This is a genomic window from Extensimonas vulgaris (assembly GCF_003337425.1).
Taxonomy (GTDB): domain Bacteria; phylum Pseudomonadota; class Gammaproteobacteria; order Burkholderiales; family Burkholderiaceae_C; genus Extensimonas; species Extensimonas vulgaris.
Window position 1 is genome coordinate 526,342 of sequence record NZ_QPJU01000001.1, and the last position, 26,567, is coordinate 552,908.

Genomic DNA, 26,567 nt, shown 5'->3' on the forward strand with positions numbered 1-26,567 from the left:
CAAGCCATGAGCACCATCTTCCGTAGCAACCAACGCCCCGCCGACGCCTTGCGCCCGGTGCGCATCACACGCAACTACACCATGCACGCCGAAGGCTCGGTGCTGATCGAGCTCGGCAACACGCGCGTGCTGTGCACCGCCTCGGTCGAAGACAAGGTGCCGCCGCACCAGCGCGGCAGCGGCGCGGGCTGGGTCACGGCCGAATACGGCATGCTGCCGCGCGCCACGCACCAGCGCAACGACCGCGAGGCTGCGCGCGGCAAGCAAAGCGGACGCACGCAAGAAATTCAGCGCCTGATCGGGCGCTCGCTGCGCGCGGTGTTCGACCTGCGGCTGCTGGGCGAGCGCACCATCACGCTCGACTGCGACGTGATCCAGGCCGACGGCGGTACGCGCACCGCGGCGATCACCGGCGCCTGGGTGGCCGCGCAGGACGCCGTGCACCAGCTGCTTGCCAGCGGCAAACTGAGCCAGTCGCCCATCCGCGAAGCCGTGGCCGCCGTGTCGGTGGGCATGCTGCAGGGGACGCCGCTGCTGGACCTCGAATACGAGGAAGACCAACGCTGCGACACCGACATGAACGTGGTCATGACCACCGCAGGCGCCTTCATCGAGCTGCAGGGCACGGCCGAAGGGGCGGCGTTCACGCGCGCGCAGCTCGACCAGATGCTCACGCTGGCCGACAAAGGCATCCGCGAGCTGCTCGCGCTGCAACAAAAAGAGCTATATGAATAATAGCTGCTTGCGCTTGATACATAAGGGATAGGTGCCAATTTGACCATGAAAATCGTGCTGGCATCGAACAACCCCGGCAAGCTCGCCGAGCTGCAAGCCATGCTCGCGCCGCTGGGCGTGGAACTGCTGCCCCAAGGCGCGCTCGGCGTCGGCGAAGCCGAGGAGCCGCACTGCACCTTCGTCGAAAACGCGCTCGCCAAGGCGCGCTTTGCCGCGCAGCACACGGGCCTGCCCGCGCTCGCCGACGACGCGGGGCTGTGCGTCGCTGCCTTCGGCGGCCTGCCGGGCGTGCAAACCGCCTACTACGCCACGCAATTCGGCTACGCCAAGGGCGACGCGAACAACGTGCGCGCACTGCTCGAGCAAATGCGCGGCATCACCGACCGGCGCGCCGCGCTCGTGAGCACGCTCGTGGCCGTGCGCAGCCCGCAAGACCCCGAGCCGCTGATCGCCGTGGGCCGCGCCGCAGGCGAGATCACCGAGGCACCGCGCGGCAGCCACGGCTTCGGCTTCGACCCCGTGATGTACCTGCCCGAACTCGGCCAGACCTTTGCCGAGCTGCCGCCCGAAGTCAAAAACGCGCACAGCCACCGTGGCCAGGCGGCGCGGCAGATGATGCAGCTGCTGCGCGAGCGCTGGCTTGCCGGCTGAAATCTCCATGCCCACCATCCCCATCCACCCGGCTGCATCCGATGCGCAGCACGGCGCCGACCCCGCCCCTGCCCTCACTGCCGAGCCCGCCCCGGCCACGCCGCGCGACCTGCAGCAATCCATGCGCCCGGGCGTGCTGCACCTGCCCAGCCTGCCGCCGCTCGCGCTCTACGTGCACCTGCCCTGGTGCCTGAAAAAATGCCCGTACTGCGACTTCAACTCGCACGCGCTGACGGCCAGCGGGGCCGAGGCCGAAGCGCTGCAGTCGCGCTACCTCGACGCGCTCGTCGCCGACCTCGAAGCCGCGCTGCCGCTCGTGTGGGGGCGCAAGGTCTTGAGCGTCTTTCTCGGCGGCGGCACGCCCAGCCTGTTCGCGCCCGAGCGCATCGAAGCGCTGCTGGGCGCGCTCCGCGCGCGGCTGCCGCTGCTGCCGGGCTGCGAGATCACGCTCGAAGCCAACCCCGGCAGCTTCGAGCGCGAGCGTTTTCACGCCTTTCGCGCCGCGGGCGTCACGCGCCTGTCGGTGGGCGTGCAGAGCTTTTCCGACCGCCACCTGCAGGCGCTGGGCCGCGTGCACGACCGCGCGCAAGCCCTGGCCGCCATGCAGGAGGCCGCGCAGGCGTTCGACAATTTCAACCTCGACCTGATGTACGCCCTGCCCGGCCAGACGCTCGCAGAATTAGAGCAGGATGTGCACACTGCGCTTGCCTTTGCGCCGCCGCACCTCTCCATCTACCAGCTCACCGTCGAGCCCAACACCTACTTTGCCAAACACCCGCCGCCCGCGCTGCCCGAGGACGACCTGGCCTACGCCATGCTCGACCGCATCACCGCGCTCACGCAGGCCGCGGGCCTACAGCGCTATGAAGTCTCGGCCTACGCGCGGCCCGGCCACGCCTGCGTGCACAACGGCAATTACTGGCAGTTTGGCGACTACCTGGGCCTGGGCGCGGGTGCACACAGCAAGCTGAGCTTCGCGCACCGCATCGTGCGCCAGGTGCGCTTTCGTGATCCGCAGCGCTACATCGCGCAGGCGCTCACGGGCCAGGCCGTGGCGCAGGACGACGAGGTACGCCGCGCCGACCTGCCGTTCGAATTCATGCTCAACGCACTGCGCCTGCGCGCAGGCTTTGCGCTGCAAGACTACTGCGACCGCACCGGCCTGCCGCTTTCGACCATCGCCCCGGCGCTGGAGCAGGCCGAACGCCAGGGCCTGATCACACGCGACCTGGGCCACGTGCGCCCGACGGCGCGCGGATTTGACTTTTTGAACGACCTGCTCGCGTTCTTTTTGCCGGAGTAGCAGCCTGTCGGACTTTGGGCGTCGATAGCGAGAATGGGCTCCAGCGGCGCATTCGCAGCCGACGACTCCAAAGTCCGACAGGCTGCCAGGTTTGTCTGGTGATAGGATGGCTCACTTGCAGAACTTCACACAGCATTGCTTCCATGGCTGCCACCGCTGACTCTTTGCAAAAGCAAGCCCCTTCGATTGCCCTGCCCGGACTGGTGCGGGCTTTGGTTACTGCGGGGAAACTGTCGCAAAAAACCGCGGAGGAGATTTACAAAAAATCCCAAGCGGGGCGCAACAGTTTCATCGCAGAATTGACGGGATCGGGTGCAGTCTCTGCGGCCGACCTGGCGCACACTGTTGCCGCCGTTTTTGGCACTCCTTTGCTGGATCTCGATGCCGTCGATCCATTGCATTTGCCCAAAGGATTGCTGGATCAGAAAATTTGCAGCGCATATCGCGTCGTTGCCCTCGGCAAAAGAGGAAACCGGCTCATTGTGGCCACGGCAGACCCTACTGACCAGGAAGCCGGCGAGAAAATCAAATTTACAACCCAATTGGGAGTCGAATGGGTCATTGCGGAGTACGATAAACTCAACCGGTTCATTGACGCAAACGCCAAGCCGGCCACCGATTTCAACGAATATACTATCTCTGACGGCAGCGATTTTGAATTCGATTTCGGCATTGAGGCAGGTTCGGACGACGCCGCACCGGAGAGCGTGGACATTGGGGAGTCCGAGGTCGAAGACGCTCCTATCGTCAAATTCCTGCACAAAATGTTGCTCGACGCATTTCACATGCGCGCCTCCGACCTGCATTTCGAGCCTTTTGAAAATCAATATCGTGTCCGTTTTCGTATCGATGGCCAATTGCGTGAGATTGCATCGCCTCCGGTCGCGATCAAAGACAAGCTGGCTTCGCGCATCAAAGTTATTTCGCGACTGGACATATCAGAAAAAAGAGTCCCTCAAGACGGGCGCATGAAACTGAAAATAGGACCCGATCGCGTCATCGATTTTCGCGTCAGTACCTTGCCGACGCTTTTTGGTGAAAAGATCGTCATTCGTATTCTCGATCCAAGTTCTGCAAAAATGGGCATAGACGCCCTGGGTTACGAACAGGAAGAAAAGGAAAGGCTTCTTCAAGCAATCAACCGTCCCTATGGCATGATTCTTGTTACGGGCCCTACCGGCTCAGGCAAAACGGTTTCCCTCTATACCTGCCTGAATTTATTGAACAAGCCTGGAGTCAACATCGCAACAGCCGAAGACCCTGCGGAGATAAATCTTCCGGGCGTCAACCAGGTCAATGTGAATGAAAAAGCAGGATTGACTTTTGCTGTCGCGTTACGCGCCTTTCTGCGCCAAGACCCGGACATCATCATGGTGGGTGAGATTCGCGATCTGGAAACCGCCGATATTTCCATCAAGGCAGCGCAAACCGGACATTTGGTGCTTTCCACCCTGCACACCAATGATGCTCCGACGACCTTGACACGCATGCGCAACATGGGAATTGCGCCATTCAATATCGCTTCGAGTGTCATATTGATTACGGCGCAACGTTTGGCGCGCCGACTTTGCCCTGCATGCAAGCAACCTGCGGACATCCCGATGGAGGCACTGCTGGACGCCGGATTTCACGAACATGAACTCGATGGCACCTGGGCGCCCTATCGCGCCGTTGGCTGTTCAGCCTGCAACAATGGCTATAAGGGCCGTGTCGGCATCTACCAAGTCATGCCCATATCCGAAGAAATCCAGCGCATCATTTTGCGTGACGGCAGTGCAATCGAAATTGCAGAACAATCGCGGCGAGAAGGTGTGCGATCGCTGCGTGAGGCCGGCTTGCACAAGGTCAAATTGGGCTTGACTTCACTGGAAGAAGTGCTGGCCGTCACCAACGATTAAGTGAGGAAGCAGCATGGCGACCGCAATTTCAAAAAGAGATGTCAAGGATTTCGTCTTTGAATGGGAAGGCAAAGACAGAAACGGCAAAGTGGTTCGTGGAGAAACCCGCGCCGGCGGCGAAAACCAAGTGCAGGCGACCCTGCGCCGGCAAGGGGTTTTGCCCACAAAAATCAAAAAGCGCCGCATGCGCGCGGGCAAGCGAATCAAGCCCAAAGACATTGCCCTGTTTACACGCCAGTTGGCTACGATGATGAAGGCGGGCGTGCCGCTTTTGCAGGCTTTCGACATCGTCGGGCGCGGCAATAACAATCCTAGCGTGACCAAACTACTCAACGACATCCGCATGGATGTCGAAACCGGCACCTCTTTGAGCAGCGCTTTTCGCAAATACCCCATGTATTTCGATAGCCTGTACTGCAACCTCGTCGAGGCAGGTGAGGCTGCGGGCATTCTGGATTCGCTGCTCGATCGGCTCGCAACCTATATGGAGAAAACCGAGGCCATCAAATCAAAAATCAAATCTGCCTTGATGTATCCGGTTTCCGTGATCATTGTTGCATTTGTCGTGGTCACGATCATCATGATCTTCGTGATCCCGGCCTTCAAGGAGGTTTTTACCTCTTTTGGCGCCGATCTTCCTGCTCCCACTTTGTTCGTCATCGGGCTCAGCGACACTTTTGTGCGCTGGTGGTGGCTGATTTTTGGGGTGCTTGGCGGAGGCATTTATTTTTTCATGCAAGCCTGGCGGCGTAGTGAAAAAATGCAAATGTTCATGGATCGCTTGCTTTTGCGCCTGCCGATTTTTGGTGATTTGATCAACAAGTCTTGCGTGGCGCGCTGGACACGCACGCTTTCGACCATGTTCGCTGCGGGCGTGCCTCTGGTCGAGGCGCTGGACTCCGTGGGTGGGGCTGCCGGGAATTCGGTCTACGAAATGGCCACGAAAAAAATTCAACAAGAAGTCTCGGTAGGCACCAGTTTGACGGCGGCCATGACCGATGCCAATGTTTTCCCTTCGATGGTGCTGCAAATGTGCGCCATCGGCGAAGAATCCGGCTCCATCGATCACATGCTGGGCAAGGCGGCTGACTTTTATGAAGCCGAGGTCGATGACATGGTCGCGGGCCTCTCGAGCCTGATGGAGCCCATCATCATCGTGTTTCTGGGCGCCATCATCGGCGGCATCGTGGTGTCGATGTACCTGCCGATCTTCAAACTCGGGCAGGTCGTTTGATGGGCCTGGAGCTTTGGCCGCCGGCGGTGCAAGTGGCGCTGGCAGGTGTTTTGGGCCTGCTGCTGGGTAGCTTTCTCAACGTCGTCATCTACCGCCTGCCCAAGATGATGGAGCAGCAATGGGCGGCGGAATGCGCCGAGTTTGTGGCACAGCAGCAATCCGATGGCGCAAAGCCCCCGGCGCACGCTGGGGTGACGGCGCCGGTTGCGCCCGCGCAAGCCTTCAACCTCTGGACGCCACGCTCGCGCTGCCCCGCATGCGGGCACGGCGTGCGCTGGTGGGAAAACATCCCCGTGCTGAGCTTTTTGTATCTGCGCGGGCGCTGCTCGGCCTGCGGCGCGCGCATTGGCTGGCGCTATCCGCTCGTCGAACTGGCGACCGCTGGCCTCTTTGCCTGGTGCATCGCCCGCTGGGGCTGGACGCCTGCGGGACTTTGCTGGTGCGGCTTTGCGGCGGCCTTGCTCGCGCTGGCCTGCATAGACTGGGACACCACGCTGCTGCCCGACGACATCACCCAGCCTTTGCTGTGGGCGGGCTTGCTGGCGTCCGTGCTGGGCTGGAGTGGCGTGCCGCTTTCCCAGGCCGTGGTCGGCGCGGCGGCGGGGTATTTGTCGCTGTGGCTGGTGTATTGGGGCTTCAAGCTCGCCACGGGCAAGGAGGGTATGGGCTTTGGCGATTTCAAGCTGTTTGCCGCCCTGGGTGCCTGGTTTGGCTGGCAGGCGCTGGTGCCCATCATCCTGCTCGCTTCGGTGATCGGCGCGCTGGTGGGCATCGCCATGAAAGTATTCCACACCCTGCGCCCGGGCGGCTACGTGCCTTTTGGGCCCTTTTTGGCTGGTGCGGGCATCGTTGCCATGGTGTTCGGGCCTGGCGCCATCTTGCAGGCCGTCTGGATGCTGCTAGTGTAGTGTTCGACGCTATCTGCGACATCAAACCGCGTCTTTGCGGCCTGGGCCGCGTTGCAAATCCTCGCGATACCGCCCGGTATCGCTGCGGTTTGCGCCTTGCCCAGACCAAAAATCCATCGGTTTTATTTGTCGCATCAAGCATCAAACACTACACTAGGATGAAACACATGCAAAAAACCTTGCGCCTCGGTTTGACGGGTGGCATAGGCAGCGGCAAGAGCACGGTCGCGCAGATGTTCGTTGCGCGCGGTGCCGCATTGATCGATGCCGACCAGATCGCTCGCGCCGTGACGGGGCCGGGCGGCGCGGCCATGGCGGCGATCGCCGAGGCGTTCGGGCCCGAATACGTGGCGCCCGACGGCGCCATGGACCGCGAGCGCATGCGCCGCCTCGCCTTTTCCGACCCGACGGCGCGTGCCCGGCTCGAAGCCATCGTACATCCGTGCGTGCTGCACGAAAACGAGCGCCGCGCCCGCCGCGCGATGGAGCAGGGCAGCGCGTTGATCCTGTTCGACGTGCCTTTGCTCGTGGAGTCCGGCCACTGGGAGCGTCGGCTCGACGGCGTGCTCGTGGTGGACTGCAAGGTCGAGACGCAGATCGAGCGCGTGATGCTGCGCAATGGCCTGGCTCGCGCCACCGTCGAAGCCATCATCGCCGCACAGGCAACGCGCGAGGCGCGCCGCGGCGCGGCCGACGTGGTGATTTACAACGACGACGGCGTGACCTTGGCCGATTTGCAGCGACAAGTGGCGCAAACGCTGCAATGCTTGGGGCTATGATCCCGCACGGCGCTGCCGTTGGTGTGCTGCCTGCTTTTGCGCAGCCGCCGGCAGCCACCGGCAGCAGCCGCGACACCCCGAGCCCCGAGGAAGCCCTCAGCGTGATTCTTTACGAGTACCCCTTCAACGAGCGCATGCGCACTTATCTGCGGCTGGAGCAATTGCTGCTGCGGCTGGGCGAGCTGATTCCGCGTGCGCAGGCGCTGGACCACCACTTCGCGCTCGCCACCCTGTTCGAGCTCATGGACGTGGCCGCGCGCTCCGACCTCAAGGCCGACCTGTTCAAGGACATCGACAAGCACAAGCAGCAGCTCGAGAGCTACCGCGGCAACCCTTCGATCTCGGAGCAGGCGCTCGACGCCGTGCTGGAGCAGCTCGAGCACTGCCATGCCGCGCTCAACGCCGAGCCCGGCAAGATCGGCCAAAGTCTGACCGAAAACGAGTGGCTCATGGGCATACGCAACCGCATCGGCATCCCCGGAGGCACCTGCAGTTTCGACCTGCCCGCCTACCACGCCTGGCAACACCAAAGCCCCGAGGCGCGCCAGCAGGACTTGCAGCACTGGGCGGGAACGCTGGCGCCACTCGCCCAAACCGTGTATTTGCTGCTCAAACTGCTGCGCAATGCCGGCATGCCGCAAAAGGTTGCGGTCGTCGGCGGCCAGTTCCAGCAAAACCTGCCGCAGGGCCGCACCTACCAGCTTTTGCGCCTGCGCATAGACCCTGCGCTGGGTTTGATTCCCGAGATCAGCGGCAACCGCTTGCTCCTATCGGTGCGGCTTTTGCGCCAGCAGGCCGACGGCCGCTTGCTTGCCAGCGGCGAGGACGCCGCATTCGAAATCGCCTTGTGCGCGTAACGCCATGCCGCGCACCCCCGCCCCACCAACACCCGCGCCCGAGCGGCATGTGACTTGCCCGACTTGTGGCGGCGACAGCATCTACGGCCCAAGCAACCCCTACCGGCCATTTTGCAGCGAGCGCTGCAAACAGATCGACCTGGGCGCCTGGGCCAGCGAGTCCTTTCGCGTCCCCACCGAGGCACCGCCCGACGACGCGCCGCATGGCGACCCGCGCCTCGATAAAGCATGAAAATGGCTGCAAGTGCTTATATATCAAGCGCGAACAGCTCTTATTTGAGTAGCATTGTCAGACCTCTGACCCGTCCCCCTGTCTGACCCATGAGCCCCGCGCCCGTGCACACTTTGCCTTTTTGGCAACAAACGCCCGAGGCGCTCTATGCCCAGTTGCAGTGCGGTGCTGCAGGGCTCAGCGCAAGTGAGGTGCAAAACCGGCTCGCACGCTACGGCCCCAACAGCGATGCGCCGCCGCCCAGCCGTGGCCTGCTGCGCGCCATAGGGCGGCGCCTTTTGGAGCCGCTGTCGCTGATCCTGCTGGGCGCGGGTGCCGTTTCCGCTGTCACGGGCGACAACGTGGGCGGCGGCATCATCGTGACCATTCTGGGCCTCTCGATCGGCCTGGACACGCTGCAGGAAGGCCGCGCCACGCGCGCCGCCGAGATGCTGCGCCAGTCCGTGGCGCTGCGCGCCGAGGTGCTGCGCGACGGTGCTTTTCGCCAGGTGCCAGTGCAGGACATCGTGCCCGGCGACGTGATCCGCGTGCGCGCGGGCGACATCATCCCCGCCGACGCGCTGGTGCTGCAAGCTGATGCCTTCACCGCGGGCGAGGCCGCCCTCACGGGCGAGCCCTACCCCGTCGAAAAGCACCCCGGCGTGGTCGATGCCGCCAGCCCGGCCGAAGCGCGCAACGCGCTGTTTCGCGGCGCCGTGGCGCAGACGGGCGAGGCGCTGGCGCTGGTCGTGGGCACGGGGCGCAATACGGTATTCGGCGCCGCCGCGCTGGTGCTCGGCGAGGCGCAGCAGCCCTCACCGTTCGAGCGCGACATGCACGCCTTCGGCCTCATGACGGCACGCCTGACGCTCGCGCTCGTGCTGCTGGTGCTCACGGCGCACATGCTGTTCGGCCGGCCGGTGCTCGAATCGCTGCTGTTCGCCGTGGCGCTGGCCGTGGGGCTCACGCCCGAATTGCTGCCCATGATCACCACCGTGACGCTCGGACGCGGGGCGCTGCGCATGGCGGCGCGCAAGGTGATCGTCAAGCGCCTGGCGAGCATCCACGACCTGGGCGCGATGACGGTGCTGTGCACCGACAAGACCGGCACGCTGACGCGCGCCGAGATCGCGCTCGACCGCAGCCTGGACGCAGACGGCAGCCCCGACCCGCGTGCCGCCCAGCTCGCTGCCATCGCGGCCGATCTGGGCGGCGACCGCGGCGCGCTCGACACGGCGCTGCAGGCCGCGCACCCTGAGGCAGCGCAGGGCTGGACGCTGCTGCGCCGCCAGGCGTTCGACTTCAACCGGCGCTTGGGGAGCGTGCTGGCTGAACACTCCACCGCGTCCAATGCGAATGGAGACGAGCATGAGACGCTATCACAAACAGAGCGCCTACTGATCGTCAAAGGCGCCCCGGAGGCCGTTTTGCCGCTGTGCACGCAGCGGCGCGTGGGCGACCAGCTGCTGCCGCAGGGCGATGCCGAGCGCGCGCAGGACGCCGCGCGCCTGCGCCAGCTCGCGCAGCAGGGTCTGCGCGTGCTCGCCGTGGCCTCGCGGCGCTGGGCGCCGCAGGACGCGGCGCCGCAGGAACTCGAGGAGTCGGGGCTGGTCTTCGAGGGCTTGTGCGCCTTTGCCGATCCGCCCAAGCCGAGCGCGCCCGCAGCGATCGCGCGGCTTGCCGCGGCCGGGGTGCGGCTCAAGATTCTTTCGGGCGACGACCCCGTCGTGGTGCAGCGGCTCGCGCAGCAGATGGGGTTGCGCGCAGAGCAGGTGCTCACAGGCGCCGACATCGCGCAGCTTGGCAACGAGGCGCTCGCGGTGCAGGTGCAGGCGGTGGACGTCTATGGCCGCCTCACGCCCGACCAGAAGGCGCGCATCGTGCATGCGCTGCAGGCCCGCGGCACGGTCACGGGCTTTCTGGGCGACGGCATCAACGACGCACCCGCGCTCAAGGTGGCCGACGTCGGCCTGTCGGTGGAGGGCGCGAGCGGCGTGGCGCAGGCCGCAGCGGACATGATCCTGCTGGCCTCAGACCTCGAAGTCGTGGCCGACGGCGTCGAGGAAGGTCGGCGCACCTTCGTCAACATCCTCAAGTACGTGCGCATGGGGGCGAGTTCCAATTTCGGCAACATGCTGTCCATGGCCGCGGCTTCGCTGCTGCTGCCCTTTTTGCCCATGTTGCCCACGCAGGTGCTGCTCAACAACCTGCTGTACGACTTTTCCGAGATCGGCATCCCTTTCGACACCGTGCGCCCCGAAGCCCTGGCGCGCCCGCAGGTGTGGGACATGCACGGCCTGCTGCGCTTCGCGGGCATCATGGGGCCGCTGTCGTCACTGTTCGACCTGGCGACGTTCGCGGGCCTGCTGTGGCTGTACCGCGCGACGCCCGAGGCCTTTCACACGCTCTGGTTCATGGAATCCATGGCCACGCAGATTCTGGTGATTTTCATCATCCGCACGCGCGCCCTGCCCTGGCAGGACAGGCCGCACCCCGCGCTCACGGCCTCGTCGTTGGTAGCGCTGGCCGTGGCCCTGGTGCTGCCCTTCACGCCGCTCGCCGGCTGGTTCGGCTTCGTGCAGCCGGGCTGGGACATGCTCGGCGGAATGGCGCTGCTGGTGCTTGTCTATCTGCTGTGCGCGCAATGGCTCAAGGGCTTTGCCTTGACCGGGAAATTTGGATAAAAAAAGCGCTTTTCCCAAGGTATATCAAGCGCTTATAGCTATCGTTTCTTATCTTCGCCTGCAGACTTTGGGGGCGTGAAACCCAGCGCTTCCAACGCCTCTGGGGACAGGTGCAACTCCTCGACCTCGGGCTGGCGCCTTTCGATGCTGCGCCGCCGCTCGTGGCGCGTGGGTGGGCCTTGTTCCACCTGGCGTCTGTCCACGGCTGTTCTTTTATCACCCGTCGCTGGCGCGTTGGCTGGGGGTGTCGCGGGTTGATCTTTGCCCATGGAAAGTCCTTTTGCCAGGCTCACTTGCCCCAGCTGTCCTTGAGGCCCACCGCCAGGTTGAACACGGGGCGCTGCGGCGTGTGCTCGACGCGGTCGGCGACGAAGTAACCGTGGCGCTCGAACTGGAACTTGTCGTCAGGGCGTGTCGTGGCGAGCGAGGGCTCGACGATGGCCTGCACCACGCGCAGGCTCTGCGGGTTGAGCAGTTGCAAAAAGTCTTTGCCGCCCGCGTCGGGCTGCGCGTCGGTGAACAGGCGGTCGTACAGGCGCACTTCGGCGCTGATGCCGTCGGCTGCGCCCACCCAAGTGATGGCCGCCTTGACCTTGACGCTGTCCGCGCCCGGCGTGCCGCTCTTGGTGTCCGGCAGCACGCTGGCGTGCACCTCGGTGACCTGGCCGCTCGCGTCCTTCACGCAGCCCGTGCATTCGATCACGAAGCCGCCCTTGAGGCGCACGCGGTTGCCCGGGAACAGGCGCTTGTAGCCCTTGGGCGGCACTTCGGCGAAGTCGTCGCGCTCTATCCAGACCTCTTTGCCCAGCGTGAAGCGGCGCGGCGGCGGCGTGGGCTGGTCTTGCGGCGCATGTGGCAGGGCCGGCAGCTCGCAGGGCTCGAGGTGGCCCGCGCCGAAAAGATCGTCCCAATTCGTGAGCACGAGCTTGAGCGGCTCGAGCACGGCCATCGCGCGCGGCGCCTTGTGCTCGAGCTCGTCGCGCAGCGCGCCTTCGAGGGCGCTGTATTCGATCCAACTGTAATCTTTGGTGACGCCGATGCGCTCGCAAAACAGCTGGATCGCCTCGGGCGTGTAGCCGCGGCGGCGCAGGCCCACGATGGTGGGCATGCGCGGGTCGTCCCAGCCCTGCACGATGCCGGCATCGACCAAGTGTTTGAGCTTGCGCTTGCTCGTGACCACATAGGTCAGGTTCAGGCGCGCGAATTCGTACTGGCGCGGCTGCGGCGTGGCGATCAGCCCGCCCGCGACGAGGTGGTCCAGCAGCCAGTCGTAGAACGGGCGCTGGTCTTCGAATTCGAGCGTGCAAATGCTGTGCGTGATGCGCTCGAGCGCGTCCTCGATCGGGTGCGCGAAGGTGTACATCGGGTAGATGCACCAGCGCGTGCCGGTGGCGTGGTGCGCGGCGTGCTTGATGCGGTAGAGCACCGGATCGCGCAGGTTGATGTTGGGCGAGGCCATGTCGATCTTGGCGCGCAGCACTGCGGCGCCGTCGGGCAGCTCGCCCGCCTTCATCTGGCGAAAGCGCGCGAGGTTCTCGGCCACGCTGCGCGTGCGGTAGGGGCTGTCCACCCCCGGCGTGGCAAAGTCGCCGCGGCGCGCGCGCATTTCTTCGGGCGTTTGCTCATCGACGTAGGCCAGGCCTTGTTCGATCAGGTACTCGGCCGCCCGGTACATGAAGTCGAAATAGCTGCTCGCGTAATAAAGGTGCTCGGTGCCGAAGGCGTGCCAGTCGAAGCCCAGCCAGCGCACGGCGTCGATGATGCCGTCCACGTACTCCTGGTCTTCTTTTTCGGGGTTGGTGTCGTCGAAGCGCAGATGGCACACGCCACCATAGTCGCGCGCCAGACCGAAATTCAGGCAGATGCTCTTGGCGTGGCCGATGTGCAAATAGCCGTTGGGCTCGGGCGGAAAGCGCGTGCGGATGCGCGCCGGATCGAGCGGCCCTGCCGCATGGTGCGCTGCATCACCCGGGCTGCCGCCCCAGCGCGCCTGCGCGAACTTGCCCTGCGCGAGGTCGTGCTCGATGATCTGACGCAAAAAATTGCTGGGCTGTGGGCGCGGCGTGGCAGCACCGTTGTCGCTGCCCTGGACATTGGCGGGGGAATGGGGCGAACTCATGGCAGCGATTGTAGGTGGCGCCCCACGGCACGCCACCGCAACGTACGCCGCACTTGGCGCCCCGGCCTCTCGTGTTTACCTGCAGAAACAAGCTTCACGCAAGCGTGTGACATCCTATGGCGCACTTGCTGCGTTGTATTCGTAGGCCCGGTCGCCTTTGCAGTGCACCGGGCAATAAGGTCAGAGTGACCTTGAAGGAGGTTCCCATGAAAAAAGCACGTTTTTCTTCCCGCTCTGCAGTTGCTGCACTGGGCCTGGGTGCAGCCTTGCTACTGGGCGCCGGTGCCGCACAGGCACGTGACTCGGTGTATTGGTCGGTCGGCGTGGCATCCCCGGGCGTAGCCGTGGGTGTGAGCAACGCTTATCCAGCCGTGGTGGCGCCGGTGGCCCCCGTCGTCGCCGTGGCGCCGGCGCCGGTCTATTACGCCCCGCCACCCGTCGTTTATGCACCGCGCCCCGTCTATTACGCCCCACCCGTGATGGTGGCGCCGCGCGGTTGGTATCGTGGCGGACATCACCATCATGAGCACGGGTGGGAAGGCCATCGACGCTGACTTCCGCTGTCGATCGCCATTGGCACTAGTTTCTTCCGGCTACCGTAGCAGCTCGATCGTGCGCGGCCCTGCGGCTGTTGCGCGCGCCGCATAATCGGCTCCCCACCTTCCTTGCCGCCGCAGGCTGCGGCGGCAGCGTCTGGAGTCGATTCCCTGTGAAAACCGTTTTCGTCCTCAATGGGCCCAACCTGAACCTGCTGGGCACGCGCGAGCCCGCCATCTACGGCGCGCAGACCCTGGCCGATGTCGAACGGCTGTGCGCCGCGGCCTGCGCGCGCCACGGTTTTGCGCTGCGCTTTCACCAAAGCAACCACGAAGGCGCGCTCGTGGACTGGCTGCACGAGGCCGGGCGCCTGCACGCCGCGGGCACGCTCGCGGGCGTGGTGCTCAATGCCGGCGCCTACACACACACCAGCATCGCGCTGCTCGACGCCATCAAGGGCACGGGCGTGCCGCTCGTCGAGCTGCACATCAGCAACGTGCACGCGCGCGAGTCTTTCCGCCACCACTCCTACATCGCCGCCGCGGCCAGGGCGCAGCTGTGCGGCTTCGGCGTGCAAGGCTACGCGCTGGCCATAGACGGCATTGCAAGCTGGTGATTTTTATGGAGCAGGATTTTTCCCTTCCCGAAGCGGCGCGCGCGCTCGAAGCCCAGGCTACGCGCCACACCACGCCCTGCGGCGCGGGCGCGCTGGTCTGGCATGTGTGGGGCCAGGCGCGGCCCGGCGCGGCGCCGCTCGTGCTGTTCCACGGCGGTGCTGGCAGCTGGACGCACTGGCTGCGCAACATCGACGTGCTGGTGGATGCAGGGCACCAGGTCTGGGTGCCCGATCTGCCGGGCTTTGGCGACTCGGCGAGTTCGCCCTTCGGCGGTGACGCCGACGGCGCGGTCGAGCCGCTGCGCGCAGGGCTCGCGCAATTGCTGGGCGGCCAGCCCTGCGATCTGGTCAGCTTTTCGTTCGGCGGGCTCACCGCGGGCCTGCTGCTGGCCGCGCACCCGCAGCTCGCGCGGCGCCTGGTGCTCGTGGGCGCGCCCGCGATGGGCGTGGTGCCCAAGCGCCAGTTCGAGCTCAAGGCCTGGCGCCATCTGCCCACGCTGCAGGAGCAGTTGGACATCCACTGCTACAACCTCGGCGCGCTGATGCTTTGGGACAAGGCGCGCATCGACGACTTCGCGCTGCGGCTGCATGTGGCCAACGTGGTACGCGACCGCGCGCCGCACCGGCGGCTGTCGCACACCGACATCCTCGCGCGCTCGCTGCCGCGCGTGCCCTGCCCCGTGTATGCCATCTACGGCCAGTATGACGCGCTCTACAAAGACTGGATCCACCAGCTCGAAGACGCCTATGCCGCGGCCGCACCCGACTTCCGCGGCCTGACGCTGATCCCGGACGCGGGCCACTGGGTGCAGTTCGAGCGGCCGCAGGCATTCAATGCGGCGCTGCTCGCGGCATTGGCCTGATCGGACGAATATGGGCGCGAATATGGCCGCGTAAGCGCTCGCTAGAATCTTCGTCTTTCCTGCCTTTCAACCCGACGGCATCCGCATGGGGTGCCGTTTTCACGTGCGACCGATGAGCGACATCCCCCAACAGCCCGGCCTGGCCAACCTGTCCAAATCCTTCGACCCTGCCCCGCTCGAAGCCTTCTGGGGCCCCGAGTGGGAGCGCCGCGGCTACGGCCTTGCAGGCTACCGCGGCACGGGCCGCCCGAAGGAAGGCGCGCCGCCGTTTTGCATCCAGCTGCCGCCGCCCAACGTCACGGGCACGCTACACATGGGGCACGCGTTCAACCAGACCATCATGGACAGCCTCACGCGCTACCACCGCATGCGTGGCTACAACACGGTGTGGGTGCCGGGCACCGACCATGCGGGCATCGCCACGCAGATCGTGGTCGAGCGCCAGCTGCAGGAGCAGGGCCTCTCGCGCCACGACCTGGGCGCCACGCCCGAGGAGGCGCGCCGCAACTTCGTCGCCAAGGTGTGGGAGTGGAAGGAGCGCAGCGGCAACATCATCACGCAGCAGATGCGCCGCCTGGGCGACAGCGTGGACTGGAGCCGCGAATACTTCACCATGGACGCGCGCCTGTCGCAGGTGGTCACCGAAACCTTCGTACGCCTGTACGAGCAGGGCCTGATCTACCGTGGCAAACGGCTCGTCAACTGGGACCCGAAGCTGCAATCGGCCGTCTCCGACCTCGAAGTCGAAAACGAGGAGCGCGACGGTTTCCTCTGGCACATCGCCTACCCGCTCGCCGACGGCAGCGGCAGCCTCACGGTGGCCACGACGCGCCCCGAAACCATGCTCGGCGACGTGGCCGTGATGGTGCACCCCGAGGACGAGCGCTACCGCCATCTGATCGGCAAGAGCGTGATCCTGCCGCTCGTGGGGCGCGAGATTCCGGTGATTGCCGACAGCTACGTGGACAAGGAATTCGGCACCGGCGTGGTCAAGGTCACGCCCGCGCACGACGCCAACGACTACGCCGTGGGCCAGCGCCACGGCCTGCCGCTTTTGTGCGTGCTCACGCTGCAGGCCACGATCAACGACAACGCGCCCGAAAAATACCGCGGCCTGGACCGCTTCGTGGCGCGCAAGCGCATCGTCGAAGACCTGCAGGTCGCGGGCGCCCTGGTCGAGACCAAAAAACACAAACTCATGGTGCCGATCTGCACCCGCACCGGCGAGGTGGTCGAGCCCATGCTGACCGACCAGTGGTTCGTGGCCCTGGAAAAAGTCAGCGACCAGGATCCGACGGGCAAAAGCATCGCGCAGAAGGCGCGCGACGCGGTGGAGTCGGGCGCGGTGCGCTTCGTGCCCGAGCAATGGGTCAACACCTACCACCAGTGGATGCACAACATCCAGGACTGGTGCATCAGCCGCCAACTCTGGTGGGGGCACCAGATTCCGGCCTGGTATGCCGAAGATGGTACGGTTTTCGTAGCACGCAGCGCAGACGAGGCGGCCGCCAAAGCGCAAAAAGCCGGTTATTCCGGGGCGCTGCGGCGCGACCCCGACGTGCTCGACACCTGGTATTCGTCGGCGCTCGTGCCCTTCAGCACCATGGGCTGGCCGCACCAGAGCGACGCGCCCACCGACGACTACAACCTCTACCTGCCCAGCAGCGTGCTCGTCACGGGCTACGACATCATCTTCTTCTGGGTGGCGCGCATGATCATGATGACCACCCACTTCACGGGGCGCGTGCCGTTTCGTGATGTGTATATCCACGGCCTGGTGCTCGACGCGCACGGCAAGAAGATGAGCAAGAGCGAAGGCAACGTGCTCGATCCGGTGGACTTGATCGACGGCATCGCACTCGAGCCGCTGATCGCCAAGCGCACCACGGGCCTGCGCCGCCCCGAGACCGCGCCCAAGGTGCGCGAGGCGACGATCAAGGAATTCCCGCAAGGCATCCCCGCCTACGGCGCCGACGCGCTGCGCTTCACCTTCGCGGCGCTCGCGAGCCTGGGGCGCAGCATCAACTTCGACAGCAAGCGCTGCGAAGGCTACCGCAATTTCTGCAACAAGCTCTGGAACGCGAGCCGCTTCGTGCTCATGCACTGCGAGGGGCAGGACTGCGGGCTCGACGCCCACGCCGCGTCGGGCTGCAAGGGCGGTTATCTGGACTTCAGCCAGCCCGACCGCTGGATCGTCTCGCGCCTGCAGCGCGCCGAGGCCGAGGTCGCGCAGGGCTTTGCCGAATACCGCCTGGACCACGTCGCGCATGCGATTTACGACTTCGTCTGGAACGAGTTCTGCGACTGGTACCTCGAGATCGCCAAGGTGCAGATCCAGCGCGGCAACGCGGCGCAGCAGCGCGCCACGCGGCGCACGCTGATCCGCACGCTGGAGACCGTGCTGCGCCTCGCGCATCCCTTGATTCCGTTCATCACCGAGGCGCTGTGGCAGGCCGTCGCGCCCGTCGCGGGCCGCGCGGGCCCTTCGGTGAGCATCGCCGAATACCCGCAGGCGCAGCCCGAGCGCATCGACACCGCGGCCGAGGCGTATGTGGAGCAGCTCAAGGCGCTGGTCGATGCCTGCCGCACGCTGCGCGGCGAGATGAACGTCTCGCCCGCGCAGCGCCTGCCGCTGTACGCCGTGGGCCACGCGGACTTCGTGCGCGGCGTGGCGCCGCTCTTGCAGGCGCTGGCCAAGCTCAGCGAGGTGCAGGTGTTCGACGACGAGGCCGCCTGGGCACAGGCTGCGCAGGCCGCGCCTGTGGCCGTGGTCGGCGAGACGCGCCTGTGCCTGCACATGGAAATCGACGTGGCCGCCGAAAAAGCCCGCCTGGGCAAGGAAGTGGCGCGCCTCGAAGCCGAGATCGCCAAGGCTCAGGGCAAACTGGGCAACGCGGCCTTCGTCGCCAAGGCCCCGCCCGCAGTGATCGAGCAGGAGCAAAAGCGCGTGGCCGACTTCGGCGCCACGCTCGCGCGCCTGCGCGACCAGCTCGCAAGGCTCGGCTGACTCCGCCCAACCGCTTCTCGACACCCGAATTCGTAGCACTTCGTCAAAGGCCCACCATGCCCCACAGCTCCCGCGTCCAAAAAGCCGTGTTCCCCGTCGCCGGCCTGGGCACGCGCTTTCTGCCCGCGACCAAGGCGTCGCCCAAAGAAATGCTGCCCATCGTGGACAAGCCACTGATCCAGTACGCCGTCGAGGAAGCCTACGCCGCGGGCATACGGCACATGATCTTCGTCACCGGGCGCAGCAAGCGCGCGATCGAGGACCACTTCGACACCGCCTACGAGCTCGAAGCCGAGCTCGAAGCCGCGGGCAAGGACGAGCTGCTCGCGCTCGTGCGCTCGGTGCAGCCCAGCGACATGGACTGCGCCTTCGTGCGCCAGCCGCGCTCGCTGGGCCTGGGCCACGCGGTGCTGTGCGCCGAGCCGCTCGTGGGCCAGGAGCCCTTTGCCGTGCTGCTCGCCGACGACCTCATGGTCGGCCCGCCGGGCGGTGCGCCCGTGCTCGCGCAGATGGTGAGCGCGTTCCGCCAGCAGGGCCGCTCGGTCATCGCCGTGCAGGAGGTGCCCGCCGACCAGGTGCACCGCTACGGCATCGTTGCGGGCGAGAGCGCCGGCGGCCCGCTGATCCGCATCCAGCGCATCGTCGAAAAACCCAAGGCCGCCGACGCGCCCTCGCGCATGGGCGTGGCGGGCCGTTACATCCTCACGCCCGGCGTATTCGAGGAGATCCGCCAGCAGCCGCGCGGCGTGGGCGGCGAGATCCAGCTCACCGACGGCATCGCCAGACTCCTCGAAAAAGAGGCCGTTTACGCTTACCAGTACAGCGGCAAGCGCTACGATTGTGGTAGCAAAGAAGGGTTTTTGGAGGCGACCGTGGAGCTGGCCTTGCAGCATCCGCAGGTGGGCGCATCGTTCCGCGAGTACCTGCGCGGCCTGGCGCTCTGAACCCGCGCGCCAGCGTGCACCGCGGGCGCGGGATGCGCGAGAATCGCTTTTGCCTCCCGGACCGTTTTCCGCTCCCCGTTTCCGCTCTCATTGCGACTTCGAAGGTGAACCCTCCATGCGCTACGAAACCCGCTACTGCACCCACTGCGGCACGCCGCTGATGCTCCTGGCTGCCGCCGAAGACGACGGCAACCACAAAGAACGCCTGCGCTGCCCGGCCTGCGGCTGGACGCACTGGAACAACCCCACACCCGTGCTCGCCGCAGTGATCGAGCTCGAAGGGCGCGTGCTGCTCGCGCGCAACGCGGCCTGGCCCAACAAGCAGGCTTTCGGGCTCATCACGGGCTTCATGGAAGCAGGCGAGACGCCGCAGGAAGGGCTGGTGCGCGAGGTCAAGGAAGAAACCAACCTCGACGTGAGCGCGCTCTCGCTCATAGGCGCCTACGACTTCCAGCGCATGAACCAGGTCATCATCGCCTACCACGCCGTCGCGCAGGGCGAGGTGCGGCTCTCGCCCGAACTCGTCGAATACCGCCTCGAAGCGCCTGAAGAGGTGCGCTGCTGGCGCGCGGGCACGGGCTTTGCGCTCGCCGACTGGCTGCGTGCGCGCGGCCACGAGCCAGAATTCGTCGATTTCGCCACGCGCCGCTCCGCCTGAGAAGGTATGAGAGGCTGAGCGCCCCCGCACCGCACCACCCGGAACACGCCATGCACATCGACAAAGAAATCGACACCCGCGGCCTCCACTGCCCGCTGCCCATCCTGAAGGCCAAAAAAGCCCTGGCCGACATGGCCAGCGGCCAATTGCTCAAGGTCGTGGCCACCGACCCGGGTTCGCTGCGCGACTTCCAGGCCTTTGCCAAGCAGACCGGCAACGAACTCGTCGAGCAGCAGACCGTGGGCGAGGAATACATCCACGTGCTGCGCCGGCGCTGAGCGCCGCGCCGCTTCCAAATAAAGAGCTACTAGCGCTTGATAGACGGGCGCTAGCGCCGGTTTTCATTCATATTTTCTAGTGCAGTGTTTGATGCTGGATGCGACCAATAAAACCGATGGATTTTTGGTCTGGGCAAGGCGCAAACCGCAGCGATACCGGGTGGTATCGCGAGGATTTGCAACGCGGCCCAGGCCGAAAAGACGCGGTTTTATGTCGCAGATAGCGTCGAACACTGCACTAGATCAAAGCCCCGGCCCCGGGGTGGCTGCGTGGGCGTCGCCCGGCGCGTCGAGCGCATCGAGCGCGACGTAGCGCTGGCGCCAGGCCTCGAAGGGCAACGTGTCCGCCGCCTCGATGGCCTTTTGCTCGGCCAGCGATGCCTGCGCCATGGCGCGGTAGCGCGCCTGTTGCGCATCCGACCACGGCAGCGCGAGCAAGGCGTCGCGCGCGGCCATCGACTGGTGCAGCGCGAAGTCGGCGTAGCTGTTGCCGTGCGCCTGGGCCATGCGTGCGAGCACGCGCGCCGAGGGCGTCTGCTCGGGCTCGTGCACCCGTGCCAACGCCTGCTGCAAGGCATCGCTGTAATCGCTGCCGCCCTGCGCGGCGTCGAGCGCGGCGGCCAGCGGCACGCAGGCGTCGAGCACTTCCTGCGCCCAGGCAACGAGCGGCACGCTCCGGCCCTGGCGTTGCAGGCACAGGCCGGGCTCGCGCCCGCGCTCGGCGGCCAGCTGCTGGTTGCGCTGCAGCTCGGTGATTTCTTCAGGCGTGTCGGGCGGGCTGTCGCTGAGCAGGCAGTGCAGCAAAAACACGTCGAGCACGCGCATGGTCGCCGCGCTGATGCCGACGGGCTCGAACGGGTCGATGTCCATCAGGCGCACCTCGACGTATTCGACGCCGCGCTCGCGCAGCGCGTGCAAGGGGCGCTCGCCGCTGCGCGTGGTGCGCTTGGGGCGGATGGTGCTGTAAAACTCGTTTTCGATCTGCAGCAAGCTGGTGGCAAGCTGGTTGTAGTCGCCGCCCGGATTGCGTATCCCCACGGCCTCATAGGGCGGATAGGGCCGTGTGAGCGCTTCGTACAGCGAGGCGGCGTAGCCCTCGAGGCTGTTGTAGCTCACCGCAAGGCTGGCCTGCGCCTCGCTCTGGTACCCGAGCCGCCCCATGCGCAGCGAGGTCGCGTGCGGCAGATACAGCGCATTGGGCCCCAGCGGCTGCAGGTTGTGCACGCGCCCTTGCACGAAGCAGGGACACAAGGCAGGCGAGGCGCCGAACAGGTACAGCAGCACGAACGCATGGCGGCGGAAGTTGCGGATCAGCGCAAAGTAGCCCGCGCTGTCCACGCCCGGCAGCGACCAGTTGTAGTGCACCCCTGAAATCATCTGCATGCGTCGGCCGTAGCGGTGCCCCAGGCCCATGCGGTAAACGCTCTTGGCGCGGCCCACGTTGGACGCGCCAAAGCGCGCGAGCGGAATGGTCTCGTCGGTGGGCAGCGTGCAGGGCATGCTCGCGTTCCACAGCAGCTCTCCTTGCGCGTGCAGCGTGCGCGCGACGTATTGGTGGATTTCGGTGAGCTCGTCCACGCACGCGCCCACACCCACGCGCGCGCTGGTGACGAGCTCGAGCTGCGACTCGCTGTAGTCGGTGGTGATGTGCGGGTGCGTGAGCGCAGAGCCGAGCGCGAGCGGATGCGGCGTGAGCGCGAGGCTGCCGTCGGGCAGCACGCGCAGGCCCTCTTTTTCGATGCCGCGGCGCATGCCGGCGATGGCCTGGGGCGCGAGGGCGTGGATTTTTTCTTGCAAGGTGCTCATTGTCGAAATCGGATGGAAATTCGGCCCGGAACTTACCACGGCACCCATGAATGTGCTGAACGGGGGATGAAACGCCGCCCCTGCGCCGGCATGAACGTTCGAAAGCTCAAGCGCCGCGCAATGCGCCCACGCCGCCCCCGTACAGCCAGGGCTGGTCGAGCAATTGCGCCCCGAGCAAGCGCAGCGCTGCGTCGCGCGCCCAGCGCACGGGCCCGCGCGCATGGAAGATCTGGCCGTTGCGCACCGCGCGCTCCTGCACGCGGGCCGCGCGCTGCCAGCGATTGAGCGCGTAGCGGCGCAGGCGCAAGGGCACTTCCAGCGCGTCCATGGCGAGCGCACGTTCGAGTTCGGCCGCGTCCTCGATGGCCATGCCTGCGCCTTGCGCGAGGTAGGGGCGCATCGGGTGGGCCGCGTCGCCCAGCAGCGCGACCAGACCGCGCGCCATCTCGTGCGGCCCGCGCAGCGGCGGGCGGTCGCACAGCGGCCACAGGCGCCAGCCGCAACCCGCCGCGGCCACGCCGTGCACCACGTGCTGCAGCGCACTGCAGCTGCCATGCAGCGCGGCGGCGAGGTCGGCGGCGTTCGCCGCGTGATCCCAGGATTCGAGATTTTGCGGCGCCGGCCCTTCGACGAGCACCACGAGGTTGTGCAGCTCGCTGCGGCGCACCGGGTAGTGCACCGCGTGCAAGCGCGGGCCGAGCCAGAGCGTGACTTGGTTGACATAGTCGCGCCCTGCAAGGCCCGGCAAATCCGCGAGCGCCTCGGGCGGTACGAGCGCGCGGTACGCGAGGTGGCCCGAGACGCGCGGCGGCAGGTCGCCCAGGAGCTGCGCGCGCGTGCGGCTCCACAGGCCGTCGGCGCCGAGCAGCGCGTCGCCTTCGATCGGCTTGCCGGCGCTGCCGCCCCCGGTGACGGTTGTGGCGCCGCTCGCGGTGACGGTGGCGGTGACGGCGCCACCGTCGTCGCTGAAGCGCTCCAGGCGCTGACCCAGGTGCAGCGCGATGTCAGGGTGCGCAATCGCGGCGGCGTGTAACAAGCCATGCAGATCGGCGCGGTGAATGGTCACGTACGGCGCACCGTAGCGCTGCTGCATGGCGGCGCCGAGCGGCAGCACCGCGAGTTCGCGCCCCGAGAGCGCACAGCGCACCTGGATGCGCTGCGGCAGCGCCGCCACGGCCTGCAGCGCCTGCGCAAGCCCCCAACCGTGCAGGATGCGCACCACGTTGGGGCCGAGCTGCACGCCCGCGCCGACTTCGCTAAAGGCCGCGGCGCGCTCATAGAGGCGCACCTGCCAGCCCGCACGCGCCGCGGCGAGCGCGCCCGCCAGGCCGCCGATGCCGCCGCCTGCGATCAGGAGCTGTTTTTGCATCCGCCTGGGATCAGCTTGTCAAGCCACCAGCAGCTGGCGCAACACGAAGGGCAGGATGCCCCCCGCGCGGTAGTAGTCCACCTCGATCGGCGTGTCTATGCGCAGCGTCACGCGCACCTGCTCGCGCGTGCCGTCGGGGCGGTGGATGACCAAGGTGGCGTCGCTTTGCGGCGTGAGCGCAGGGTCGGGCAGCACGTCGATGACCTCGCGTCCCGTGAGCCCCAGCGACTGCCACGAATCGGCCGCCTGGAACTGCAGCGGCAGCACGCCCATGCCCACGAGGTTGGAGCGGTGGATGCGCTCGAAACTGCGCGCCACCACGGCCTTGATGCCCAAGAGCTGCGTGCCCTTGGCCGCCCAGTCGCGGCTCGAACCCGTGCCGTATTCCTCGCCCGCGAACACCACCGTCGGTGTGTGCTCGGCCTGGTAGCGCATGGCGGCGTCGAAGATGAACATCTTTTCGCCCTGCTGCGGGCCGGGGTTCTGGTAGAGCGTGAAGCCGCCCTCCTCGCGCGCGCCGTCGGGCAGCGGCGGCAGCATCAGGTTCTTGATGCGCACGTTCGCGAAGGTGCCGCGCATCATGACCTCGTGGTTGCCGCGGCGTGCGCCATAGCTGTTGAAGTCCTCTTTCTTCACGCCGTGCGCAAGCAGCCACTGCCCTGCGGGCGATTTGACGGGGATGGAGCCCGCGGGCGAGATGTGGTCGGTGGTGATCGAGTCGCCGAACAAGGCCATGATGCGCGCGCCGCGCACGGCGACGGAATCCGCATCATTTTGGCCATTTGCGCCCGTCCCACCTGCGCTGGCAGCTCCTTTATCAAGAGTGAAGTTGGCAAAAAACGGCGGCTCGGCGATATAGGTGCTGGGTGGCCAGGTGTAGGTCGTGCCTTGCACACCTTGAATGTTTTGCCACAGCGCGCCGGGGTCGGACTGGACCTTGGCGTAGTTGGCGCGGAACGCCTCGCCATTGAGCGCAAAACGCAGCAGCGCATGGATTTCTTCGCTGCTCGGCCAGATGTCGCGCAGATAGACGGCACGCCCGTCCTTGCCCTGACCGAGCGGCTCGCGCGTCAAATCGCGCAGGAGCGATCCGGCGATCGCGTAGGCCACGACCAGCGGCGGGCTCGCGAGGTAGTTGGCCTTGAGGTTGGGGTGGATGCGCGCCTCGAAGTTGCGGTTGCCCGAGAGCACTGCCGCACACACCAGATCGTGGGCCGTGATGGCCTCGTTGATTTCGGGCGCGAGGTCGCCCGCGTTGCCTATGCAGGTGGTGCAGCCGTAGCCCGCGAGCGCAAAGCCGAGTTGCTCCAGGTAGGGCAGCAAGCCCGTCTGCGTGAGGTATTCGGTCACCACGCGCGAGCCCGGCGCGAGCGAGGTCTTGATGTGCGGCGCCACCGTGAGCCCGGCTTCCACGGCCTTTTTGGCGAGCAGACCCGCCGCGAGCATCACGCTCGGGTTGGAGGTGTTGGTGCAGCTCGTGATCGCGGCGATCAGCACGTCACCGTTGCCGAGCGTCACGTCAGCATCGCGCTGCGTGGGCAACGACGGGGCACTCACATGCACGGGGTAGCGCTCGCGCAGCTGCGCGGCCGGGCGGTTGAAGCCGTTTTCGGCCGCGGGTTTGCCAAACAGCTCGGTGAACTGCGCCGCCACCTGGCCGAGCTCGACGCGGTCTTGCGGACGCTTGGGGCCGGCCAGGCTGGGCGCGATGCTGCCCAGGTCGAGCCGCAGCACCAACGAGTATTCGACCTCGCCCGCGCGCGGCACACCGAACAGCCCCTGCGCCTTGAAGTAGGCTTCGAAGGCTTCGATCTCGTCGGCGCTGCGACCCGTGCCGCGGAAATATTCGATGGTCTTTTCATCGACCGGGAAAAAGCCCATGGTCGCGCCGTATTCGGGCGCCATGTTGCCCAGCGTGGCGCGGTCGGGCACCGAGAGGGTGCGCGCGCCTTCGCCAAAAAATTCGACAAATTTGCCCACCACCTTGTGGCGGCGCAGCAGCTCGGTCACGGTGAGCACCAGGTCGGTCGCCGTGACGCCCTCGCGCAACTGGCCCGTGAGCTCCAGCCCCACCACGTCGGGCGTGAGGAAATACACGGGCTGCCCGAGCATCGCGGCCTCGGCCTCGATACCGCCCACACCCCAGCCGACCACTCCGATGCCGTTGATCATGGTCGTGTGGCTGTCCGTGCCCACCAGCGTGTCGGGATACACCACGCCGTCCGCCCCCTGGTGCACGCCGCGCGCGAGGTATTCGAGGTTGACCTGGTGCACGATGCCAAAGCCCGGTGGCACCACGCCGAAGGTCTTGAAGGCCTGCATGCCCCATTTCATGAACTGGTAGCGCTCGCGGTTGCGCTGGAATTCGAGCTTCATGTTCAGATCGAGCGCATTGCGCGTGCCGTAGTGGTCCACCATGACCGAGTGGTCCACCACCAAATCGACGGGCACGAGCGGCTCGATCTTTTGCGGGTCTTGGCCGAGCCGCGCGGCCGCGCTGCGCATCGCCGCCAGATCAGCGAGCAGCGGCACGCCCGTGAAATCCTGCAGCACCACGCGCGCGACCACGAACGGAATCTCGTCCTTGCGCTCGGCCTGCGGCGCCCAGTTCGCGAGCTGCTCCACATGTTCGGGCAGCACCTTGCGCCCGTCGCAATGGCGCAGCACCGCCTCGAGCACGATGCGCAGCGACACCGGCAGGCGCTCGATACGGGGAAACTGGCGCGCCAGCGCAGGCAGCGAATAAAAGCGCCCGGTTTTGCCCGAAGCAGTGCGAAACTCTTCGAGCACCGAAGCAAAGGGATGCGCAGACATGTGCACGGAATTTGCCATCATCGATTCTCCCAACGTAGTCAAAGAATGCGCCATTTTGACAAACCTGCGCCGCGCGCAGCGCCGTTTCCAGCAAAACATCACCCCACGCTCGGGCATGGCCGATCCGCCCCGCCGGACCGCCCCTGGAAAGTCAAATGCAAAAAAATCGCCGCCCGCCAAGATATTTCTCAAAACAGCGGCGCCCCGCGCGCAGCAAAGGATGAAAAAAGCCAGGCACTCGCCGCCTGGCTCTTATTAACATCCTCGCGGGGACCGGCTGAGCCCGATCCACGCAC

General features: G+C 66.0%; 22 protein-coding genes. 18 read left to right on the forward strand and 4 right to left on the reverse strand.

Annotation, left to right across the window (positions count from 1 at the left end; genetic code table 11):
- Window positions 1-6: 6 nt before the first annotated feature.
- The 10 genes from rph (at window position 7) to mgtA (ending at window position 11,260) form a co-directional block, all read left to right on the forward strand.
- Entirely contained in the window at window positions 7-735 is a 729-nt protein-coding gene (gene rph / locus DFR45_RS02410; RefSeq protein ID WP_114482075.1) for a ribonuclease PH, read from the forward strand.
- A 45-nt stretch (window positions 736-780) separates the two neighbouring features.
- Window positions 781-1,386 (forward strand): RdgB/HAM1 family non-canonical purine NTP pyrophosphatase, encoded by a 606-nt coding sequence (rdgB, locus tag DFR45_RS02415; RefSeq protein WP_114482076.1) that lies wholly within the window; start codon window positions 781-783, stop codon window positions 1,384-1,386.
- Window positions 1,387-1,393: 7 nt separating this feature from the next.
- A complete protein-coding gene (gene hemW, locus DFR45_RS02420; RefSeq protein WP_114482077.1) occupies window positions 1,394-2,689 on the forward strand; it encodes a radical SAM family heme chaperone HemW in 1,296 nt (431 codons plus the stop codon).
- Window positions 2,690-2,832: 143 nt separating this feature from the next.
- The gene (gene pilB, locus DFR45_RS02425) at window positions 2,833-4,587 is read left to right on the forward strand and encodes a type IV-A pilus assembly ATPase PilB (RefSeq protein ID WP_114482078.1); all 1,755 of its coding nucleotides are present in this window, start codon (window positions 2,833-2,835) and stop codon (window positions 4,585-4,587) included.
- A gap of 13 nt (window positions 4,588-4,600) precedes the next feature.
- Window positions 4,601-5,821, forward strand: a complete 1,221-nt coding sequence (locus tag DFR45_RS02430) for a type II secretion system F family protein (protein WP_114482079.1) — start codon at window positions 4,601-4,603, stop codon at window positions 5,819-5,821.
- Window positions 5,821-6,729 (forward strand): prepilin peptidase, encoded by a 909-nt coding sequence (locus tag DFR45_RS02435; protein ID WP_114482080.1) that lies wholly within the window; start codon window positions 5,821-5,823, stop codon window positions 6,727-6,729. The genes DFR45_RS02430 and DFR45_RS02435 overlap by 1 nt, the downstream gene beginning before the upstream one ends.
- A gap of 158 nt (window positions 6,730-6,887) precedes the next feature.
- The gene (gene coaE / locus DFR45_RS02440; RefSeq protein WP_421782333.1) at window positions 6,888-7,508 is read left to right on the forward strand and encodes a dephospho-CoA kinase; all 621 of its coding nucleotides are present in this window, start codon (window positions 6,888-6,890) and stop codon (window positions 7,506-7,508) included.
- Window positions 7,509-7,609: 101 nt separating this feature from the next.
- Window positions 7,610-8,365: a cell division protein ZapD gene (gene zapD / locus DFR45_RS02445; RefSeq protein WP_114482209.1), complete on the forward strand. Its 756-nt coding sequence runs from the start codon at window positions 7,610-7,612 to the stop codon at window positions 8,363-8,365.
- A gap of 4 nt (window positions 8,366-8,369) precedes the next feature.
- Entirely contained in the window at window positions 8,370-8,597 is a 228-nt protein-coding gene (locus tag DFR45_RS02450) for a DNA gyrase inhibitor YacG (protein WP_114482081.1), read from the forward strand.
- Window positions 8,598-8,686: 89 nt separating this feature from the next.
- Complete coding sequence (mgtA, locus tag DFR45_RS02455) at window positions 8,687-11,260, forward strand: magnesium-translocating P-type ATPase (protein WP_114482082.1); 2,574 nt, start codon at window positions 8,687-8,689, stop codon at window positions 11,258-11,260.
- Window positions 11,261-11,549: 289 nt separating this feature from the next.
- On the opposite strand, the gene DFR45_RS02465 is transcribed toward mgtA, so the two are convergent.
- The gene (locus tag DFR45_RS02465; protein WP_114482084.1) at window positions 11,550-13,379 is read right to left on the reverse strand and encodes a glutamine--tRNA ligase/YqeY domain fusion protein; all 1,830 of its coding nucleotides are present in this window, start codon (window positions 13,377-13,379) and stop codon (window positions 11,550-11,552) included.
- A 206-nt stretch (window positions 13,380-13,585) separates the two neighbouring features.
- Here DFR45_RS02465 and DFR45_RS02470 point away from each other — a divergent pair, with 206 nt between their 5' ends.
- From DFR45_RS02470 to DFR45_RS02500, 7 genes are all read left to right on the forward strand, one after another.
- Window positions 13,586-13,933: a hypothetical protein gene (locus DFR45_RS02470; RefSeq protein ID WP_114482085.1), complete on the forward strand. Its 348-nt coding sequence runs from the start codon at window positions 13,586-13,588 to the stop codon at window positions 13,931-13,933.
- Window positions 13,934-14,088: 155 nt separating this feature from the next.
- Window positions 14,089-14,532, forward strand: a complete 444-nt coding sequence (gene aroQ / locus DFR45_RS02475; RefSeq protein WP_114482086.1) for a type II 3-dehydroquinate dehydratase — start codon at window positions 14,089-14,091, stop codon at window positions 14,530-14,532.
- A gap of 5 nt (window positions 14,533-14,537) precedes the next feature.
- On the forward strand, window positions 14,538-15,395 hold the full coding sequence (locus DFR45_RS02480; RefSeq protein ID WP_114482087.1) for an alpha/beta fold hydrolase: 858 nt from the start codon (window positions 14,538-14,540) through the stop codon (window positions 15,393-15,395).
- A 112-nt stretch (window positions 15,396-15,507) separates the two neighbouring features.
- Window positions 15,508-18,402 carry a valine--tRNA ligase gene (locus DFR45_RS02485; RefSeq protein ID WP_114482088.1) on the forward strand — a complete coding sequence of 965 codons (2,895 nt, stop codon included), beginning with the start codon at window positions 15,508-15,510 and terminating at the stop codon, window positions 18,400-18,402.
- Window positions 18,403-18,458: 56 nt separating this feature from the next.
- The gene (galU, locus tag DFR45_RS02490; RefSeq protein ID WP_114482089.1) at window positions 18,459-19,346 is read left to right on the forward strand and encodes a UTP--glucose-1-phosphate uridylyltransferase GalU; all 888 of its coding nucleotides are present in this window, start codon (window positions 18,459-18,461) and stop codon (window positions 19,344-19,346) included.
- A 115-nt stretch (window positions 19,347-19,461) separates the two neighbouring features.
- Complete coding sequence (locus tag DFR45_RS02495; protein ID WP_114482090.1) at window positions 19,462-20,004, forward strand: NUDIX hydrolase; 543 nt, start codon at window positions 19,462-19,464, stop codon at window positions 20,002-20,004.
- Window positions 20,005-20,054: 50 nt separating this feature from the next.
- The gene (locus DFR45_RS02500; protein ID WP_114482091.1) at window positions 20,055-20,282 is read left to right on the forward strand and encodes a sulfurtransferase TusA family protein; all 228 of its coding nucleotides are present in this window, start codon (window positions 20,055-20,057) and stop codon (window positions 20,280-20,282) included.
- 243 nt (window positions 20,283-20,525) lie between these two features.
- Here DFR45_RS02500 and gshA read toward each other — a convergent pair whose 3' ends face one another.
- The 3 genes from gshA to acnA all read right to left on the reverse strand — a co-directional run bounded on the left by gshA (window position 20,526) and on the right by acnA (window position 26,271).
- Window positions 20,526-22,088, reverse strand: coding sequence for a glutamate--cysteine ligase (gene gshA / locus DFR45_RS02505; RefSeq protein ID WP_114482092.1), 1,563 nt, complete (start codon window positions 22,086-22,088; stop codon window positions 20,526-20,528).
- 106 nt (window positions 22,089-22,194) lie between these two features.
- Window positions 22,195-23,457 (reverse strand): FAD-dependent monooxygenase, encoded by a 1,263-nt coding sequence (locus DFR45_RS02510; protein ID WP_114482093.1) that lies wholly within the window; start codon window positions 23,455-23,457, stop codon window positions 22,195-22,197.
- 18 nt (window positions 23,458-23,475) lie between these two features.
- Entirely contained in the window at window positions 23,476-26,271 is a 2,796-nt protein-coding gene (acnA, locus tag DFR45_RS02515; protein WP_241659386.1) for an aconitate hydratase AcnA, read from the reverse strand.
- Here acnA and DFR45_RS02520 point away from each other — a divergent pair.
- Window positions 26,270-26,530, forward strand: a complete 261-nt coding sequence (locus DFR45_RS02520) for a hypothetical protein (RefSeq protein ID WP_114482095.1) — start codon at window positions 26,270-26,272, stop codon at window positions 26,528-26,530. The two genes, acnA and DFR45_RS02520, sit on opposite strands and share 2 nt — an antisense overlap.
- The last annotated feature ends 37 nt before the right edge of the window (window positions 26,531-26,567 follow it).

Excerpts from the sequence above, each read along its gene's own strand:
- DFR45_RS02520 (WP_114482095.1), top strand. The coding sequence starts at position 26,270 with ATGTGCACGGAATTTGCCATCATCGATTCTCCCAACGTAGTCAAAGAA.
- DFR45_RS02480 (WP_114482087.1), top strand. The coding sequence starts at position 14,538 with ATGGAGCAGGATTTTTCCCTTCCCGAAGCGGCGCGCGCGCTCGAAGCC.
- galU (WP_114482089.1), top strand. The coding sequence starts at position 18,459 with ATGCCCCACAGCTCCCGCGTCCAAAAAGCCGTGTTCCCCGTCGCCGGC.
- DFR45_RS02500 (WP_114482091.1), top strand. The coding sequence starts at position 20,055 with ATGCACATCGACAAAGAAATCGACACCCGCGGCCTCCACTGCCCGCTG.
- coaE (WP_421782333.1), top strand. The coding sequence starts at position 6,888 with ATGAAACACATGCAAAAAACCTTGCGCCTCGGTTTGACGGGTGGCATA.
- pilB (WP_114482078.1), top strand. The coding sequence starts at position 2,833 with ATGGCTGCCACCGCTGACTCTTTGCAAAAGCAAGCCCCTTCGATTGCC.
- DFR45_RS02450 (WP_114482081.1), top strand. The coding sequence starts at position 8,370 with ATGCCGCGCACCCCCGCCCCACCAACACCCGCGCCCGAGCGGCATGTG.
- DFR45_RS02495 (WP_114482090.1), top strand. The coding sequence starts at position 19,462 with ATGCGCTACGAAACCCGCTACTGCACCCACTGCGGCACGCCGCTGATG.
- DFR45_RS02510 (WP_114482093.1), bottom strand. The coding sequence starts at position 23,457 with ATGCAAAAACAGCTCCTGATCGCAGGCGGCGGCATCGGCGGCCTGGCG.
- mgtA (WP_114482082.1), top strand. The coding sequence starts at position 8,687 with ATGAGCCCCGCGCCCGTGCACACTTTGCCTTTTTGGCAACAAACGCCC.
- gshA (WP_114482092.1), bottom strand. The coding sequence starts at position 22,088 with ATGAGCACCTTGCAAGAAAAAATCCACGCCCTCGCGCCCCAGGCCATC.
- DFR45_RS02465 (WP_114482084.1), bottom strand. The coding sequence starts at position 13,379 with ATGAGTTCGCCCCATTCCCCCGCCAATGTCCAGGGCAGCGACAACGGT.
- DFR45_RS02485 (WP_114482088.1), top strand. The coding sequence starts at position 15,508 with ATGAGCGACATCCCCCAACAGCCCGGCCTGGCCAACCTGTCCAAATCC.
- DFR45_RS02435 (WP_114482080.1), top strand. The coding sequence starts at position 5,821 with ATGGGCCTGGAGCTTTGGCCGCCGGCGGTGCAAGTGGCGCTGGCAGGT.
- DFR45_RS02430 (WP_114482079.1), top strand. The coding sequence starts at position 4,601 with ATGGCGACCGCAATTTCAAAAAGAGATGTCAAGGATTTCGTCTTTGAA.
- acnA (WP_241659386.1), bottom strand. The coding sequence starts at position 26,271 with ATGTCTGCGCATCCCTTTGCTTCGGTGCTCGAAGAGTTTCGCACTGCT.
- rdgB (WP_114482076.1), top strand. The coding sequence starts at position 781 with ATGAAAATCGTGCTGGCATCGAACAACCCCGGCAAGCTCGCCGAGCTG.
- rph (WP_114482075.1), top strand. The coding sequence starts at position 7 with ATGAGCACCATCTTCCGTAGCAACCAACGCCCCGCCGACGCCTTGCGC.
- hemW (WP_114482077.1), top strand. The coding sequence starts at position 1,394 with ATGCCCACCATCCCCATCCACCCGGCTGCATCCGATGCGCAGCACGGC.
- DFR45_RS02470 (WP_114482085.1), top strand. The coding sequence starts at position 13,586 with ATGAAAAAAGCACGTTTTTCTTCCCGCTCTGCAGTTGCTGCACTGGGC.